Source organism: Streptomyces sp. G7(2002) (assembly GCF_028870195.1).
Taxonomy (GTDB): Bacteria; Actinomycetota; Actinomycetes; order Streptomycetales; family Streptomycetaceae; genus Streptomyces; species Streptomyces nigrescens.
The window spans coordinates 2,329,877-2,345,564 of record NZ_CP102609.1 but is presented as its reverse complement, the minus strand read 5'-3'; the positions used below and the strand labels follow the sequence as shown (position 1 = coordinate 2,345,564).

General features: G+C 69.2%; 15 protein-coding genes. 11 read left to right on the top strand and 4 right to left on the bottom strand.

Translation table 11 applies throughout. The annotated features are described in order from the left end of the window. Positions 1-31: 31 nt before the first annotated feature. Both NUT86_RS09475 and NUT86_RS09470 read right to left on the bottom strand, forming a co-directional pair. Positions 32-703 carry a response regulator gene (locus tag NUT86_RS09475; RefSeq protein ID WP_018087782.1) on the bottom strand — a complete coding sequence of 224 codons (672 nt, stop codon included), beginning with the start codon at positions 701-703 and terminating at the stop codon, positions 32-34. A gap of 13 nt (positions 704-716) precedes the next feature. Next, complete coding sequence (locus NUT86_RS09470; RefSeq protein ID WP_266449403.1) at positions 717-1,694, bottom strand: RecB family exonuclease; 978 nt, start codon at positions 1,692-1,694, stop codon at positions 717-719. Positions 1,695-1,868: 174 nt separating this feature from the next. On the opposite strand from NUT86_RS09470, the gene NUT86_RS09465 reads away from it, so the two are divergent. The 3 genes from NUT86_RS09465 (at position 1,869) to NUT86_RS09455 (ending at position 4,944) form a co-directional block, all read left to right on the top strand. Beyond that, positions 1,869-3,131 (top strand): site-2 protease family protein, encoded by a 1,263-nt coding sequence (locus NUT86_RS09465; protein WP_018087780.1) that lies wholly within the window; start codon positions 1,869-1,871, stop codon positions 3,129-3,131. Between the two features lie 105 nt (positions 3,132-3,236). Then, entirely contained in the window at positions 3,237-4,163 is a 927-nt protein-coding gene (locus NUT86_RS09460; RefSeq protein WP_018087779.1) for a tRNA (adenine-N1)-methyltransferase, read from the top strand. A gap of 202 nt (positions 4,164-4,365) precedes the next feature. Continuing rightward, on the top strand, positions 4,366-4,944 hold the full coding sequence (locus tag NUT86_RS09455; protein WP_274740435.1) for a hypothetical protein: 579 nt from the start codon (positions 4,366-4,368) through the stop codon (positions 4,942-4,944). A gap of 47 nt (positions 4,945-4,991) precedes the next feature. On the opposite strand, the gene NUT86_RS09450 is transcribed toward NUT86_RS09455, so the two are convergent. Beyond that, a complete protein-coding gene (locus tag NUT86_RS09450) occupies positions 4,992-5,285 on the bottom strand; it encodes a ferredoxin (protein ID WP_018087777.1) in 294 nt (97 codons plus the stop codon). A gap of 249 nt (positions 5,286-5,534) precedes the next feature. Here NUT86_RS09450 and arc point away from each other — a divergent pair, with 249 nt between their 5' ends. The 6 genes from arc to prcA all read left to right on the top strand — a co-directional run bounded on the left by arc (position 5,535) and on the right by prcA (position 11,697). Then, positions 5,535-7,301, top strand: a complete 1,767-nt coding sequence (gene arc, locus NUT86_RS09445; RefSeq protein WP_018087776.1) for a proteasome ATPase — start codon at positions 5,535-5,537, stop codon at positions 7,299-7,301. Positions 7,302-7,577: 276 nt separating this feature from the next. Next, positions 7,578-9,089 carry a depupylase/deamidase Dop gene (dop, locus tag NUT86_RS09440; RefSeq protein ID WP_274734688.1) on the top strand — a complete coding sequence of 504 codons (1,512 nt, stop codon included), beginning with the start codon at positions 7,578-7,580 and terminating at the stop codon, positions 9,087-9,089. 189 nt (positions 9,090-9,278) lie between these two features. After that, positions 9,279-9,497: a ubiquitin-like protein Pup gene (locus NUT86_RS09435; RefSeq protein ID WP_018087774.1), complete on the top strand. Its 219-nt coding sequence runs from the start codon at positions 9,279-9,281 to the stop codon at positions 9,495-9,497. 59 nt (positions 9,498-9,556) lie between these two features. Further along, a complete protein-coding gene (locus NUT86_RS40610; RefSeq protein ID WP_159490011.1) occupies positions 9,557-9,967 on the top strand; it encodes an endonuclease domain-containing protein in 411 nt (136 codons plus the stop codon). After that, complete coding sequence (gene prcB / locus NUT86_RS09425) at positions 9,919-10,764, top strand: proteasome subunit beta (RefSeq protein ID WP_026169298.1); 846 nt, start codon at positions 9,919-9,921, stop codon at positions 10,762-10,764. The genes NUT86_RS40610 and prcB overlap by 49 nt, the downstream gene beginning before the upstream one ends. Before the next feature lie 90 nt (positions 10,765-10,854). Beyond that, a complete protein-coding gene (gene prcA / locus NUT86_RS09420) occupies positions 10,855-11,697 on the top strand; it encodes a proteasome subunit alpha (protein WP_159490009.1) in 843 nt (280 codons plus the stop codon). A 48-nt stretch (positions 11,698-11,745) separates the two neighbouring features. Here the strand turns inward: prcA and NUT86_RS09415 are convergent, their stop codons facing one another. Then, positions 11,746-12,858, bottom strand: coding sequence for a LacI family DNA-binding transcriptional regulator (locus NUT86_RS09415; protein WP_274734687.1), 1,113 nt, complete (start codon positions 12,856-12,858; stop codon positions 11,746-11,748). A 121-nt stretch (positions 12,859-12,979) separates the two neighbouring features. On the opposite strand from NUT86_RS09415, the gene NUT86_RS09410 reads away from it, so the two are divergent. Both NUT86_RS09410 and pafA read left to right on the top strand, forming a co-directional pair. Continuing rightward, entirely contained in the window at positions 12,980-14,239 is a 1,260-nt protein-coding gene (locus tag NUT86_RS09410) for an MFS transporter (protein WP_159490005.1), read from the top strand. 9 nt (positions 14,240-14,248) lie between these two features. Beyond that, positions 14,249-15,610 carry a Pup--protein ligase gene (gene pafA, locus NUT86_RS09405; RefSeq protein ID WP_018087769.1) on the top strand — a complete coding sequence of 454 codons (1,362 nt, stop codon included), beginning with the start codon at positions 14,249-14,251 and terminating at the stop codon, positions 15,608-15,610. The last annotated feature ends 78 nt before the right edge of the window (positions 15,611-15,688 follow it).

Here is a 15,688-nt window from a genome sequence, read left to right as displayed (position 1 = left end):
TTCGTCTGCCGGGCCGTCAGGGCCCCGCCGGCTACTGCGCGCCGGGGCGCACCAGCCCGCTCTCGTACGCGTACACCGCCGCCTGCACCCGGTCGCGCAGCCCCAGCTTCGTCAGCACATGGCCCACATGCGTCTTGACGGTGGTCTCGCTCACGAACAGATCCGCGGCGATCTCCGCATTCGACAACCCGCGGGCCACCAGCTTCAGCACCTCCACCTCGCGCTCGGTGAGGGTGTGCAGAGTGTCCGGCACCGGCTCCTCGCCCGACGGCAGGTGCCCGGCGTACTTGTCGAGCAGCCGACGGGTGATGCTCGGTGCGAGCATCGCCTCGCCCGCCGCCACCACCCGGATCGCCTGCACCAGCTCATTGGCCGGCGCGTCCTTGAGCAGAAAGCCGCTCGCCCCCGCCCGCAGCGCCTCGACGACATACTCGTCCAGGTCGAAGGTCGTCAGGACCAGCACCTTCGCCGGGCCGTCCTTCGCCGGACCGGTGATCTGCCGGGTCGCCTCGACACCGTCCATCCGGGGCATCCGGATGTCCATCAGCACCACATCGGGCTGCAGCGCCCGCACCTGCTCCAGTGCCTGGAGACCGTCACCGGCCTCCCCGACGACCGCCAGATCCTGCTCCGCCTCCAGAATCATCCGGAATCCCGTACGCAACAGGGGCTGGTCGTCGACCAGCAGGACGCGGATGGCCACGAGCTCTCCTTCGTTAGATCTCCCCCATTCTGCCCTGCGGCGGCACACCGCCCTCCGCCGGGCGCACCTGGAGCGGATACACCGGGGGAGTGCCGCCGAATTCCGGACAGTGCGCCTGGTGGTCGCACCAGCCGCACAGCTTCGTCGGCCGCGGCCGCCAGTCGCCGGTCGCCGTCGCCAGCTGGATCGCCTCCCACAGCGCCAGCAACTTCCGCTCCACGCCCCGCAGATCGGCCTCGCCCGGGTCGTACGTCACCACATCGCCGCTGCCCAGATAGACCAGCTGCAGCCGCCGTGGCACCACACCGCGCAGTCGCCACATCACCAGGGCATAGAACTTCATCTGGAACAGCGCGCCCTCGGCGAACTGCGGCCGCGGCGCCTTGCCGGTCTTGTAGTCGACGATCCGCACCTCGCCCGTCGGTGCGACGTCCACCCGGTCGATGAACCCGCGCAGCTGCAGCCCCGACTCCAGCACCGTCTCCACGTACAGCTCACGGTCCGCCGGCTCCAGACGCGTCGGGTCCTCCAGCGAGAACCACCGCTCCACCAGCGCCTCGGCCTCCGCCAGCCACCCCGCCAGCCGCTCGCCCTCCGGATCCTCCGCGAACAGCCCGGCCAGCTCCGGCCGCTTGGCGAGCAGCTTCTCCCACTCGCCCGGCACCATCGCCCGCGCCCCGGCCGCCGTACGCTCCGCCGCCGGGGCGTCGAAGAGCCGCTCCAGCACCGCATGCACGACCGTGCCACGGGTCGCCGCCGCGCTCGGCTGCTCCGGCAGCCGGTCGATCACCCGGAAGCGGTAGAGCAGCGGACACTGCATGAAATCGCTCGCCCGTGACGGCGACAGCGCCACCGGAGGCCGTGGCTGCTCCCCGCCCCGCGCCCCCGCCCCGGCCGCCTCCGCCTCCGCCCCGGCCGCCTCCGCGCCCGGCCCGCCGCCGCTCTGCCCACTCCGTGTGCCCGCCTCGGCCTGCTCCGTGCTCCATCCCATGCCACAAAACCCTACGGCCCGCCACTGACAGGCGCGGACGGGTCACCGGCGCAGGGCCCCGCAGCCGACCGCGCCCGGTCGCTCCGCATACCATCGACGGCGGACCCCTTCGCCCTGCATGATCGAGATATCAGGCCGAGCAGGGGCGAATGCCGTATTCAATGAGGGGACGCCGTGGACGAGAGCGGGAAGTCGCAGGACCCCGAGGAGTCCGTGCGGCCCCAGCCGCCCGAGCCGCCCGAGAAGGACAAGACCCCCAAGGGACCCACACCGGGCAAGAAGAGGAGCGGCGGCGGCATCCTGATGGGCCGTCCCTTCGGCGTACCGGTCTACGTGGCGCCCAGCTGGTTCCTCGTCGCGGCCCTGATCACCTGGGTCTTCGGCGGCCAGCTGGAGCGTGTGCTGCCCGAGCTCGGCGCCGCCCGCTATCTGGTCTCGCTCTTCTTCGCCGTCGCCTTCTACGCCTCGGTGCTCGTCCACGAGCTGGCCCACACCGTCGCCGCGCTCCGCTTCAAGCTCCCCGTACGCCGCATTCAGCTGCAGTTCTTCGGCGGCGTCTCGGAGATCGAGAAGGAGAGCGAGACCCCCGGCAGAGAATTCGTCCTCGCCTTCGTCGGCCCGCTGCTCTCCCTCGTGCTCGCCGGGGTCTTCTACGCCGGTATGCAGCTGGTCGAGCCCGGCACCGTCCCCGGTGTCCTGCTCGCGGGCCTGATGATCTCCAACCTCATCGTCGCGGTCTTCAACCTGCTGCCCGGCCTCCCGCTGGACGGCGGCCGGATGCTGCGCGCCCTCGTCTGGAAGATCACCGGCAGGCCCATGAGCGGCACCATCGCCGCCGCCTGGGTCGGCCGCGCGCTCGCCGTCACCGTCCTCATCGGACTGCCGCTGCTCACCCACACCGGGGCCCTCGGCACCGCCCGCCCCGAGATCGGCGGCGCCGACTCGCTCACCGACGCGCTGCTCGCCGCGATCCTCGCCGCCATCATCTGGACCGGCGCCGGCAACAGCCTGCGGATGGCCCGGCTGCGCGAGCGCCTCCCCGACCTCACCGCCCGCACCCTGACCCGGCGCGCCGTCCCCGTCGAGACCGACACCCCGCTCTCCGAGGCGCTGCGCCGCGCCAACGACGCCGGCGCCCGCGCCCTGGTCGTCGTCGACCGCCAGGGCACACCCACCGCCCTCGTCCGCGAGGCCGCCATCGTCGGCGTCCCCGACCACCGCCGCCCCTGGGTCGCCGTGGGCACCCTCGCCCAGGACCTCAAGGACGGTATGCGGGTCTCCGCCGAACTCGCCGGCGAGGACCTCCTGGAATACCTGCGGGCCACCCCCGCCACCGAATACCTCGTCATCGAGGAGACCGGGGAGATCTACGGCGTGCTGTCCACCGCCGACGTCGAGCGGGCCTTCGTCTCCGCCATGGCCCGCAAGGCTGCTTGACCGGGCTCGGTTCGCCTCCGGGGGCGGGGGCGACGAAGCCGGCTTCCGCCCACCCGCCCCTGCCCACTGGTCGGCCGGGCCCCAACGGGCCGGTAGGCTGGTCACATGTCCGAACCGACCGGTGCCGCCCGCCGTCGCGGGCCCTTCAAGGTCGGGGACCAGGTCCAGCTCACCGACCCCAAGGGACGCCACTACACCTTCACGCTCGAAGAGGGAAAAAGCTTCCACACCCACAAGGGAGCCTTCCCCCACGACGAGCTGATCGGTGCTCCCGAGGGCAGCGTTGTCCGTACCACCGGGAACGTCGCCTACCTCGCGCTGCGCCCGCTGCTCCCCGACTACGTCCTGTCCATGCCCCGCGGCGCCGCCGTGGTCTACCCCAAGGACGCGGGGCAGATCCTGGCGATGGCCGACATCTTCCCCGGCGCCCGCGTCGTCGAGGCCGGTGTGGGCTCCGGCTCGCTCAGCAGCTTCCTGCTGCGCGCCATCGGCGACGACGGCATGCTGCACTCCTACGAGCGCCGCGCCGACTTCGCCGAGATCGCCACGCAGAATGTGGAGCGCTACTTCGGCGGTCCGCACCCCGCATGGACGCTCACCGTCGGTGACCTCCAGGACAACCTCTCCGACGCCGACGTCGACCGCGTCATCCTCGACATGCTCGCCCCCTGGGAGTGCCTGGAGGCCGTCTCCAAGGCCCTGGTCCCCGGCGGCATCCTCTGCGCCTACGTCGCGACGACGACGCAGATGGCCCGCACCGTCGAGGCGATCCGCGAACACGGCACCTTCAACGAGCCGTCGGCCTGGGAAACCATGGTCCGCACCTGGCACGTCGAGGGCCTCGCCGTCCGCCCCGACCACCGGATGATCGGCCACACGGGCTTCCTGCTGACCGCCCGCCGCCTCGCCGACGGCGTCGAGCCCCCGCTGCGCCGCCGCCGCCCCGCCAAGGGCGCGTACGGCGAGGACTACACCGGCCCCGGCAAGGACGCGGCGGCGGCATCCGGAGGCGGCTCCGCCGACCGCGGCTGACCGTCCGGAACCGGCCATCGAACCACCAGGCGCCGCCGACGAGTTCCCTTACGGGAATCCGCCGGCGGCGCCCCTGCGTTTCCGCCCCGGATCTGCACGGAAAACTCCGGCCCTGCTGGTTCCTTGGCGCCCCCTCCTGTGGAACGATGCTGGGCACTCCCACCGCCACAGCACTTCACAGGAGTTACCCCGCGTGCAGCCCATGGCAGGCCAGGACCTCTTGCACACCCAGCCGCGCCCCATGCACTGGCTCGCCACCGCCACCGCCATCTCGGCGGTCGTCGCGGCCGCGTCCTTCGTCCAGCCCCCCGACGCCACGGCCACGACCTCCCACAACGCCACGACCGGCGGCCGGCACCCCTCCGCCGCCCCCGACCCGGGCAAGGTGACCTTTCCGGTCGACTGCGGCCCCAACCGCCTCGACGTGGTGAAGAAGGCCTCCGGAGACCTGGACGGCGACGGTACGGCCGAGACCGTCGCGGTGGTCCGCTGCCACACCGGGGCGGGCTCCCCGCCCAGCGGCGTCTATGTCCTGGCGCAGCCGTCCGAGCGCCGGGCCGCCCCGCGGATCGTGGCGACACTCCTCGCGCCCGCGCAGCAGCGCAGCGTCCAAACCCTCTCCGTCAAGGATGGCGCGATCTCTGCGGCGGTCCTGGGCTACTCCACGCGCGACGTCCCGCGCTGCTGCCCGGACGTCCGCAAGAGCCTCAAGTGGCAATGGAAGGGCGGGAAGTTCGTCCAGAGCGAACTCCCCGCCGCCGTGAGCACCCGCCGCGCCTGACCGGTCACTCGGTGTGTGCGCCCCGGGCGCATTCCGCTCCTGCGGGGCTACTCCGCGTCCGGGCCGTAGACCTCGACGAGGTCCTGGACGCGGCGGACGTGGATGCAGTCCCCGGGGCACTCCTTCGCGGAGTCCCGCACGTCATTGAGCAGCTTCAGCGGGACGGGCGTTGTGGCCCCCTTGTCCTGCAGCAGCTCGTCATCGGTGCTCTTCACATAGGCCAGACCGTCGATGTCGAGCTCGAAGACCTCCGGCGCGTACTGCGCACAGATGCCGTCCCCGGTGCACAGATCCTGATCGATCCATACTTCCAGCTCTGGGGCTTCGTCCTGTGCGGTCATCTCGCCTGCCGTTCCTGCGTACGTGAACCGTTTTTGTCTAAGTGGCGCCAGCCCTGACGGGTGTTGACCAAGTCGACGATACAACCGCTCGCTTTCCGATGTTGTTGGGTGGGTATTCCCTTGGCGTGAGGACGTGCGCAAGGGTGAAGATCGGACACGCCCCGACAGTCTTTTCGATCTAGGGGTTTCAACCTGCACCGGCCCAGGTAGGGTCAGGAAGCGTCCAGCTCCTTGGAGGAGGTGAGGACCGTGGCAGCCCACGACGACGACATCAACCGCGGCATCCGGCCGGGGCGAGGGTCTGAAGATCCCGCCGGCCAGGTTGCCTATCTCGAGCAGGAGATCGCCGTCCTGCGACGCAAGCTCGCCGACTCTCCGCGTCACACGAGGATTCTCGAAGAGCGGATCGTCGAGCTGCAGACCAACCTGGCCGGCGTCTCGGCGCAGAACGAGCGTCTCGCCAATACTCTCCGCGAGGCCCGCGACCAGATCGTCGCCCTGAAGGAGGAAGTGGACCGGCTCGCGCAGCCGCCGGCCGGCTTCGGAGTCTTCCTTCAGACGAACGATGACGGCACGGTCGACATTTTCACCGGAGGCAGAAAGCTCCGGGTGAATGTCAGCCCCAGTGTGGAGACCGAGGACCTCAGGCGCGGCCAAGAGGTCATGCTCAATGAAGCGCTCAACGTGGTCGAGGCCATGGAGTTCGAGAGCGCCGGCGACATCGTCACCCTCAAGGAGATCCTTGAGGACGGCGAGCGCGCCCTGGTGATCGGGCACACCGACGAGGAACGGGTGGTGAGGCTCGCCGAGCCGCTGCTGGACATCACCATCCGCCCCGGCGACGCCCTGCTCCTCGAGCCCCGATCCGGCTACGTCTACGAAGTCATCCCGAAGAGCGAGGTCGAGGAACTCGTCCTCGAAGAGGTCCCGGACATCGACTACACCAAGATCGGCGGTCTGGGCGGCCAGATCGAACTGATCCGGGATGCGGTCGAGCTTCCGTACCTCTACCCCGACCTCTTCAAGGAGCACGAACTCCGCCCGCCCAAGGGTGTCTTGCTCTACGGCCCGCCCGGCTGCGGCAAGACCCTCATCGCCAAGGCCGTCGCCAACTCCCTTGCCAAGAAGGTCGCCGAGGTGACCGGGCAGCCCGCGGGGAAGAGCTTCTTCCTCAACATCAAGGGCCCCGAGCTGCTCAACAAGTATGTCGGCGAGACGGAGCGGCACATCCGGCTGGTCTTCCAGCGCGCCAGGGAAAAGGCGAGCGAGGGCACCCCCGTCATCGTCTTCTTCGACGAGATGGACTCCCTCTTCCGCACCCGGGGGTCCGGCGTCAGCTCGGACGTGGAGAACACCATCGTTCCGCAGCTGCTCTCCGAGATCGACGGTGTCGAGGGCCTCGAAAATGTGATCGTGATCGGCGCCTCGAACCGCGAGGACATGATCGACCCGGCGATCCTGCGCCCCGGCCGTCTCGACGTGAAGATCAAGATCGAGCGTCCGGACGCGGAGGCCGCCAAGGACATCTTCTCGAAGTACCTCACGGAAAGGCTTCCGCTGCACTCCGACGATCTCGCCGAACACGGCGAATCGCGGAAGGCCGCGGTAAGCGGAATGATCCAGTCGGTCGTCGAGCAGATGTATGCGGAATCCGAGGAGAATCGCTTCCTGGAGGTCACCTATGCCAATGGTGACAAGGAAGTCCTCTACTTCAAGGACTTCAACTCCGGTGCGATGATCGAAAACATCGTAGGACGCGCAAAGAAGATGGCCATCAAGGCCTTCCTCGAACACAATCAGAAGGGGCTTCGGGTTTCCCACCTCCTCCAGGCATGCGTGGATGAGTTCAAGGAGAACGAGGACCTGCCCAACACCACCAACCCGGACGACTGGGCCCGGATCTCCGGAAAGAAGGGCGAGCGGATCGTATACATCCGTACGCTGGTCACCGGAAAGCAGGGCGCAGACACCGGTCGCTCCATCGATACGGTGGCGAATACCGGCCAATACCTGTAACACCGCTCTCCGGCTGCGGATGTCCTGCACGGGGCGTCCGCAGCCGGACCCTTTTCCGGGGGCGCCAGAACCGCTCCCCTTAAGGGTGCGGTGAACCAGGGAAAACCGGACTGGAGCAATGACTGTAATGATCTCCCCAGCGCCGCAGAGGCGTTCTAGGCTCTTCGGTACCGCTGCGTCACGCTGTGCGGGCGTGGGGCACGCGCACGGACCGGAAGCACAGCGGTACTTGAGCGCCGACCCCATCCGGGGGCGCCGCCGGGCTAGGAGGGCCGCATGACCGTACGGCGAGTAATGGGAATCGAGACGGAGTACGGGATCTCCGTCCCCGGCCACCCGAACGCCAATGCCATGCTCACCTCGTCCCAGGTCGTCAACGCCTACGCGGCCGCGATGCACCGGGCACGCCGTGCCCGCTGGGATTTCGAGGAGGAGAACCCGCTGCGGGACGCCCGCGGCTTCGACCTCGCACGGGAAAACGCCGACGCCAGCCAGCTCACGGACGAGGACATCGGCCTGGCCAATGTGATCCTCACCAACGGTGCCAGGCTCTACGTCGACCACGCACACCCCGAATACAGCGCCCCCGAGGTCACCAATCCGCGTGACGCCGTCCTGTGGGACAAGGCCGGCGAGCGGATCATGGCCGAGGCCGCCGAACGGGCCGCCCAGGTCCCCGGCGCCCAGCCCATCCACCTCTACAAGAACAACACCGACAACAAGGGCGCCTCCTACGGCACGCACGAGAACTACCTGATGAAGCGGGAGACCCCCTTCTCGGACATCGTGCGGCACCTGACGCCGTTCTTCGTCTCCCGCCAGGTGGTCACCGGCGCCGGCCGGGTCGGTATCGGCCAGGACGGCCATGAGCACGGCTTCCAGCTCAGCCAGCGCGCCGACTACTTCGAGGTGGAGGTCGGCCTGGAGACGACGCTCAAGCGGCCCATCATCAACACCCGCGACGAACCGCACGCCGACGCGGAGAAGTACCGCCGGCTCCACGTGATCATCGGGGACGCCAACCTCTCCGAGATCTCGACGTATCTGAAGCTGGGCACCACCTCTCTGGTGCTCTCCATGATCGAGGACGGTTTCATCGCCGTCGATCTGGCCATCGACCAGCCCGTCCGCACCCTCCACCAGGTCTCCCACGACCCCACCCTGCAACACCTGATCACGCTCCGCAGCGGCCGTACGCTCACCGCGGTACAGCTCCAAATGGAGTACTTCGAGCTGGCCCGTAAATATGTCGAGGACCGTTACGGAGCGGATGCGGACGATCAGACCAAGGACGTCCTGACCAGGTGGGAGGACGTGCTCGGCCGGCTGGAGAACGATCCGATGAGCCTGTCCGGCGAGCTGGACTGGGTCGCCAAGCGGGAGCTCATGGAGGGCTACCGGCGCCGTGACGGCCTGGACTGGGACGCGGCGCGGCTGCACCTCATCGACCTGCAGTACGCCGACGTGCGCCCCGAGAAGGGCCTGTACAACCGCCTGGCGGCCCGCGGCAAGATGAAGCGGCTCCTGGACGAGCCGGACGTCACACGGGCCGAGGAGAAGCCCCCGGAGGACACCAGGGCGTACTTCCGCGGTCGCTGCCTGGAGCAGTACGCGGACGATGTCGCGGCGGCCTCATGGGATTCGGTCATCTTCGATCTGCCCGGTCGTGACTCCCTGCAACGGGTTCCCACACTGGAGCCGCTGCGGGGGACCCGCAAGCACGTCAAGGAGCTCCTTGACCGCTGTCGTACCGCAGAGGAGCTGGTCAGGACGCTCTCCGGTCGCTGAGCCGCGGCAGGTGCACGACAAAATTCGTGGCGATCCGTGGCCGATGCACGGCTGAAATCGTCGCGGGGCGGGAATCATCGAGGTGACTCCCGGGCGTTGCAGCAAGTGCAGGGCCGATGTCGGGCCCTGCTTGTAGGGTCGGATCTTGAAGGTCACATCGAGCGGGGCGAACCGAGCGGGGTGAGGGACATGGCGACCAAGGACAGCGGCGGCGGACAGGCCAAGGCCACGCGTTCCACCGAAGAGGTCGAGGAGCAGACGCAGGACGCGGAGGCCTCGGAAGACCTCAAGGAACGCCAGGAAAAGTTGTCGGACGACGTGGATTCCGTCCTGGACGAAATCGATGACGTGCTCGAAGAGAACGCCGAGGACTTCGTTCGGAGCTTCGTGCAAAAGGGCGGACAGTAGAGCAGACCGGACATGTCCGCTTCAGGGGGGCCGGAGCGTTGCGCGCGGTGCGGAAAGGAATGGCCGCGCGCAGCCTTCGGGCCGCATCCGGGGAGGTCCGATGGCCGCCGGGGCTCCGGCGGGCCGTATGCCCCGGAATTCGCCACGGCAGGGCGTCGCCGCAGCGGCGGGGAATGCCGTGCACGGAAAGCCGGACCGCCGGTTCCGGCGGCCGGGGGCGCCGCCGGGCGGGGCGCGATGATCAAGGAGCGGCCGGTATCCGCCCGGTCCGTCTCCCGCAGGGCCCCGGACATGTGGATCACACCCCCGATACGGGTAAGGTCCGAGGCGTACGGTGCATCAACTGCAACTCGGCACTCGGCAAGTTGAGGGATGACCCCGACGCCATGCGCAGGGCCATCGCATATCTGGAAGGAAACGTGTGGAAGCCAATACTCGAAGCACCGGGCGTCTACCAGCTGCCTTCCTGACGCCTGGATCCTCGTCGTTCATGGATTTCCTCGGCGAGCACTCGCCCGATCTGCTGCCGGGCAATCGCCCGTTGCCGCCGGTGCAGGGTGCCATCGAGGCGCCGCACGGCACGACGATCGTTGCCGCGGCGTTCCCCGGGGGCGTCGTGCTCGCCGGTGACCGGCGGGCGACCATGGGCAATGTCATTGCGCAGCGTGATATCGAGAAGGTTTTCCCGGCCGACGAGTATTCGGCGGTCGGCATCGCGGGCACGGCAGGCCTCGCGGTGGAGATGGTCAAGCTCTTCCAGCTGGAGCTGGAGCACTTCGAGAAGGTCGAGGGTGCCCAACTCTCCTTGGAGGGCAAGGCGAATCGTCTGTCGACGATGATTCGCAGCAATCTCGGGATGGCCATGCAGGGACTGGCCGTGGTGCCGTTGTTCGCCGGCTATGACCTGGACCGCGAGAAGGGCCGTATCTTCTCGTACGACGTGACCGGCGGGCGCTCGGAGGAGCAGGGCTTCGCGGCGACGGGCTCCGGCTCGCTCTTCGCGCGCAGCGCGCTGAAGAAGCTCTTCCAGGAGGACTTCACGGAGAATCAGGCCGCCATGGCCGTCGTCCAGGCGCTCTATGACGCCGCGGACGACGACTCGGCGACCGGCGGCCCGGACATGGCACGGCGGATCTACCCCATCGTCACGGTGATCACCGAGGACGGCTTCAAGAAGCTGACCGAGGCCGAGGTCTCGGAGATCGCCCGGGCCATTCATGAGCGCCGCCTGGAACAGCCCGACGGTCCGCGCGCCGCGTTGCTCTGACGGGACGGATGTTCCGCAATGCTCCCCAGCTCCCGCTGGGTGTGCCCCCAGCCACTGAGAGAGCTCTTGACAGGAAGGGACGGATAGCCGGTGTCGACGCCGTTCTATGTCTCACCCCAGCAGGCCATGGCCGATCGCGCCGAATACGCCCGCAAGGGCATCGCGCGCGGCCGCAGTGTCGTGGTGCTGCAATACACCGACGGCGTGGTATTCGTCGCCGAGAATCCCTCCCGCGCCCTGCACAAGGTCAGCGAGATCTATGACCGGATCGCCTTCGCTGCCGTCGGCAAATACAACGAGTTCGAGAATCTGCGGATCGGCGGTGTGCGCTATGCCGATCTGCGGGGTTACACCTACGACCGGGAGGACGTGACCGCGCGCGGTCTGGCGAACGTCTACGCCCAGACGCTCGGCACGATCTTCTCCAGCGCCGCCGAGAAGCCGTACGAGGTCGAGCTGATCGTCGCCGAGGTCGGCAGCGCGCCCGAGGACGACCAGATCTACCGGCTGCCGCACGACGGCTCGATCGTGGACGAGCACGGCTCGGTGGCCGTCGGCGGCAATGCCGACCAGATCAGCAGCTACCTCGACCAGCGGCACCGCGACGGAATGACGCTGGCCGAGGCGCTGAAGCTGGCGGTGGACTCACTGTCGCGGGACACCAACGGCGGTGAGCGCACACTGACCGCCGAGCAGCTCGAGGTCGCCACCCTGGACCGCACGCGACCGCAGCAGCGCAAGTTCAAGCGGATCCTGGGGCGGCAGCTGTCGCGGCTCCTGGACGAGCACGCCGCGGGCGCCGAGGAGCCGGCGGCGGACGCGGACGCCGATGCCGGTGCGGCCGGGGCGTCCGACGAGGGCGCCGGCGGCAAGGGCAGTAAGGGCGGCAAGGGGAAGGACGACTCCGAGGGGGAGTCCGGCCCCAAGCTCTGACGAGGTACCGCTTCCGGGCACGAGGCCCGGTTCACGCGCCCCGGTGGGTCACTTCCCGCCGGGGCGCGCGGCATTGCCGGGGGCGTCCACGGGCGGGGCGGTGGAGCCGCGGGGGACCAGTTCCACGGGCAGGGTGGGGGTGTCCGCCGGGCGGCCGTCGAGCACCGTCATCAGGGCCCGCATCCCGGCCTCGCCGAACTCCTCCGCGGGCAGCCGTACGGTCGTCAGCTCCGGTTCCACGGCGACGGCCAGGGCCAGATCGTCGAAGCCGGTGACGGAGACGTCCTCGGGGACGCGCAGGCCCAGACGGCGGACGGCCTTGCAGGCGCCCGCGGCGATGATGTCGTCGTCGCAGAGCAACGCCGTGGGGCGGGGGCCGGGCCCGGTGAGCGCGGCGTGTGCGGCGTGCAGCCCGGCATCGACACTCAGGGCGGTCGGCTGCCGGCGCAGCGCAGCGCCGGGGACGCCGTGGAGGCTGTCGGCGACGGCGCGGGCGCGCAGCTCGAAGGTCCAGGACGGGACATCGGCCGCGAGGTGGGTGATCCGGCGGTGGCCGAGGGCGCTCAGATGGCCAATCAACTGCCGTGCGCCGTCGGCGATATCGAGGTTGACGGTGGCGTCGGCCCGGTCGTCGCCGGGGTCGCTGTCCAGCATGACCAGGGGCAGATCGGCTTCCCGGAGCGCGGTGAGTGCCTCGGCGGCCATGGACGAGGCGATCACGCCGTCCAGGGTGGCCGCGGCGGAGTCGAACGGGTTACGGGCGGGGCCGATGCCTTCGGGGGAGGGGTACAGGACGACGCCGAAGCCGTGGTCGGCGGCGGCCCGGGCCGCGCCGGTGTAGACGCGGGCGAAGAATTCCGTGGTCAGGACGGGGACGACCAGCAGCACCGTACGGGTGCGGCCCATCCGCAGGCTGCGGGCGGCGAGGTTGGGCCGGTAGCCCAGCTCACGGGCGGCGGTGCGTACGGCCTCCGCCTTGCCGGGGGAGACCCGGCCGCGCCATTTGTCGCCCAGGACGAGCGAGACGGCGGCCTGGGAGACCCCGGCGGCGCGGGCCACGTCCCGGCTGGTGACGCGGGCGGCGGCCGGCCTGCCAGGGGGCGCGGCGCCGGCCGCTCCGGTGTTCGCACCGGGAGGTGGTGCGGCCTCGTTGCTGGTCACCGGCTGTCTTGCTCCTCATGTTCGGCCGCCGCGGGTGGACGGCGGGTGGTGGACATGGTACGTATGACGGCGGCAGTTATACGTAACACGTCCGGTTCGGCCGGGCAGGAAAGGGGCGCGCATGGCCGCGGGATACGCGGAGCTTCTCAGGACCCGGCATGCCGCCCGGCTCCTGGCGGGGACGCTGGTCGGCAGGCTGCCGAACGCCACCGCGGCACTGGCGGTGGTCCTCTTCGCACGCGCCGAGGGGGGCAGCTACGCCCTGGCCGGTGCGCTCTCCGCGGTTTACGGCGTCTGCAACGCCATCGGCCAGCCGCTGCTCGGCCGAGCCGTGGACCTCTACGGACAGCCGCGGGTGATGCTGCCCGCCTCGGTGCTCTCGGCGCTCGGCATGGCGCTGCTGGCGGCCGTCGGCCTGGACGTGCTGTGGCTCGCCTACGCCGCCATGGTGATCGCCGGTTTCTTCACCCCGCCCCTGGAGGGCGGTCTGCGGGCGCTGTGGCCCGGTGTCCTCAAGCGCGAGGACCGGGTGCACGCCGCCTATGCGCTGGACGCGGTGGCGCAGGAAGTCATGTTCGCCGTGGGGCCGTTGCTGGTGACGCTGTGCGTGGCGGCATGGTCGGAGGGGATGGCGCTGCTGGTGATCAACCTGATCGGGGTGCTCGGCGCGCTCTCCGTCGTCGTCTCCGGGCCGTCCCGGCGGTGGCGCAGCGGGCCCCGTGAGGCGCACTGGCTGGGGGCGTTGCGTTCGGCCGGGCTGCTGGTGCTGATCGGGGCGTTCTTCTTCGTGGGGCTGGCGATGGGGTCGATCGCGGTCGCGGCGGTGGCGTACGCCGATGAGCACGGCGGGGGGATGGTCTCCAGCGCGCTGTTGTCCGCGCTCGGTGTCGGTGCGCTGGCCGGCGGTCTCGTCTACGGCTCCCGGGAGTGGCCGGGACGGCCGGAGAGCCGGCTGCGGCTGCTGGTCGCCCTGCTGGCACTGGGGTATCTGCCGCTGGTGCTGGTGCCGGGCGTCGTCGGGATGACGGCGCTGACCGGTGTCGCCGGTGTGTTCCTGGCGCCGGCGCTGGCCTGCGCGTTCGTGGTGGTGGACCGGCACGCGCCCAAGGGCACGGTGACGGAGGCGTTTTCCTGGCTGGTGACGACGTTCGGCGTGGGGTCGGCGTTGGGTGCCTCGGTGGTGGGTCCGGCGGTGGAGGGCGGCGGCGCGGTCGCGGGCTTCGCGGTGGCCGGTGCCGGTGGGATCGCCGCGCTGCTCGTCCTTTTGTCGACGAAGCGATTCCTTGGCGATCCCGTGCGGCCTACGCCTGATGGGTCCACGGCGGAAAATGATCGAAACGGGACCGTCGAACCCGGTTTCAGAGCAGGCCATCAGGCGTAATGTTCAGTCATGGACCGCCGCATTTTCGGGCTGGAGAACGAGTACGGCGTCACGTGCACGTTCAGGGGACAGCGCCGACTGTCGCCTGACGAAGTGGCGCGGTACCTCTTCCGCCGTGTCGTGTCATGGGGCCGCAGCAGCAATGTCTTCCTGCGGAACGGCGCCCGCCTGTACTTGGACGTGGGTTCGCACCCGGAATACGCAACTCCCGAGTGCGACAACGTGACCGAACTGGTCACGCACGACAAGGCCGGCGAGCGCATTCTCGAAGGCCTGCTCGTCGACGCCGAACGCCGCCTGCACGAGGAGGGAATCGCGGGCGACGTCTATCTCTTCAAGAACAACACCGATTCGGCGGGAAACTCCTACGGCTGCCACGAGAATTATCTCGTCGCCCGCCACGGTGAGTTCTCCCGGCTCGCGGACATCCTCATTCCGTTCCTTGTCACCCGTCAGCTGCTGTGCGGCGCGGGCAAGGTGCTGCAGACTCCGCGGGGCGCCGTCTACTGCGTCAGTCAGCGTGCGGAGCACATCTGGGAGGGCGTCTCCTCGGCGACGACCCGCTCCCGGCCCATCATCAATACCCGCGATGAACCGCATGCGGACGCCGAGCGCTATCGCCGGCTCCATGTCATCGTCGGCGACTCCAACATGTCCGAGACGACCATGATGCTGAAGGTCGGCGCCACCGATCTCGTACTGCGCATGATCGAGGCGGGCACGGTCATGCGCGATCTGACGCTGGAGAACCCGATCCGGGCCATCCGCGAGGTCAGCCACGACATCACCGGTCAGCGCAAGGTGCGGCTGGCCAGCGGGCGCGAGGCGTCGGCGCTGGAGGTCCAGCAGGAGTACTACGAAAAGGCCGTGGATTTCTGCGACCGCCGCGGAATCCGTACGGGCACCGTCGAGCGGGTCCTCGAACTGTGGGGCCGTACGCTCGAAGCGATCCGGGACGAGGAGCTCGACCGTATCTCGACCGAGATCGACTGGGTGATGAAACATCAGCTCATCGAGCGATACCGCACAAAGAACAACATCACCATGTCCCACCCACGAGTGGCGCAGATAGACCTCGCGTATCACGACATCCACCGTCGCCGGGGGCTTTATTACCTCCTGGAGCGGAAGGGGCAGGCGGCGCGGATCTGCAATGACTTGAAGATCTTCGAGGGCAAGTCGGTGCCGCCGCAGACCACCCGTGCCAGGCTGCGCGGGGACTTCATTCGCCGGGCGCAGGAGCAGCGCCGCGATTTCACGGTCGACTGGGTGCATCTCAAGCTCAATGACCAGGCGCAGCGCACGGTGCTGTGCAAGGACCCGTTCCGTTCCGTGGACGACCGGGTGGAGAAGCTGATCGCAGGTATGTGACCCGCGGGGAATGCGGTGGTGTGCCGGGAGCCGGAGCTCCCGGCACATTGCCGTGTTGTGCAGGGAAACGTCCGGCGG

Excerpts from the sequence above, each read along its gene's own strand:
- NUT86_RS09470 (WP_266449403.1), bottom strand. The coding sequence starts at position 1,694 with ATGGGATGGAGCACGGAGCAGGCCGAGGCGGGCACACGGAGTGGGCAG.
- NUT86_RS09460 (WP_018087779.1), top strand. The coding sequence starts at position 3,237 with ATGTCCGAACCGACCGGTGCCGCCCGCCGTCGCGGGCCCTTCAAGGTC.
- NUT86_RS09455 (WP_274740435.1), top strand. The coding sequence starts at position 4,366 with ATGGCAGGCCAGGACCTCTTGCACACCCAGCCGCGCCCCATGCACTGG.
- NUT86_RS09450 (WP_018087777.1), bottom strand. The coding sequence starts at position 5,285 with ATGACCGCACAGGACGAAGCCCCAGAGCTGGAAGTATGGATCGATCAG.
- dop (WP_274734688.1), top strand. The coding sequence starts at position 7,578 with ATGACCGTACGGCGAGTAATGGGAATCGAGACGGAGTACGGGATCTCC.
- NUT86_RS09435 (WP_018087774.1), top strand. The coding sequence starts at position 9,279 with ATGGCGACCAAGGACAGCGGCGGCGGACAGGCCAAGGCCACGCGTTCC.
- NUT86_RS40610 (WP_159490011.1), top strand. The coding sequence starts at position 9,557 with ATGGCCGCGCGCAGCCTTCGGGCCGCATCCGGGGAGGTCCGATGGCCG.
- NUT86_RS09410 (WP_159490005.1), top strand. The coding sequence starts at position 12,980 with ATGGCCGCGGGATACGCGGAGCTTCTCAGGACCCGGCATGCCGCCCGG.
- pafA (WP_018087769.1), top strand. The coding sequence starts at position 14,249 with ATGGACCGCCGCATTTTCGGGCTGGAGAACGAGTACGGCGTCACGTGC.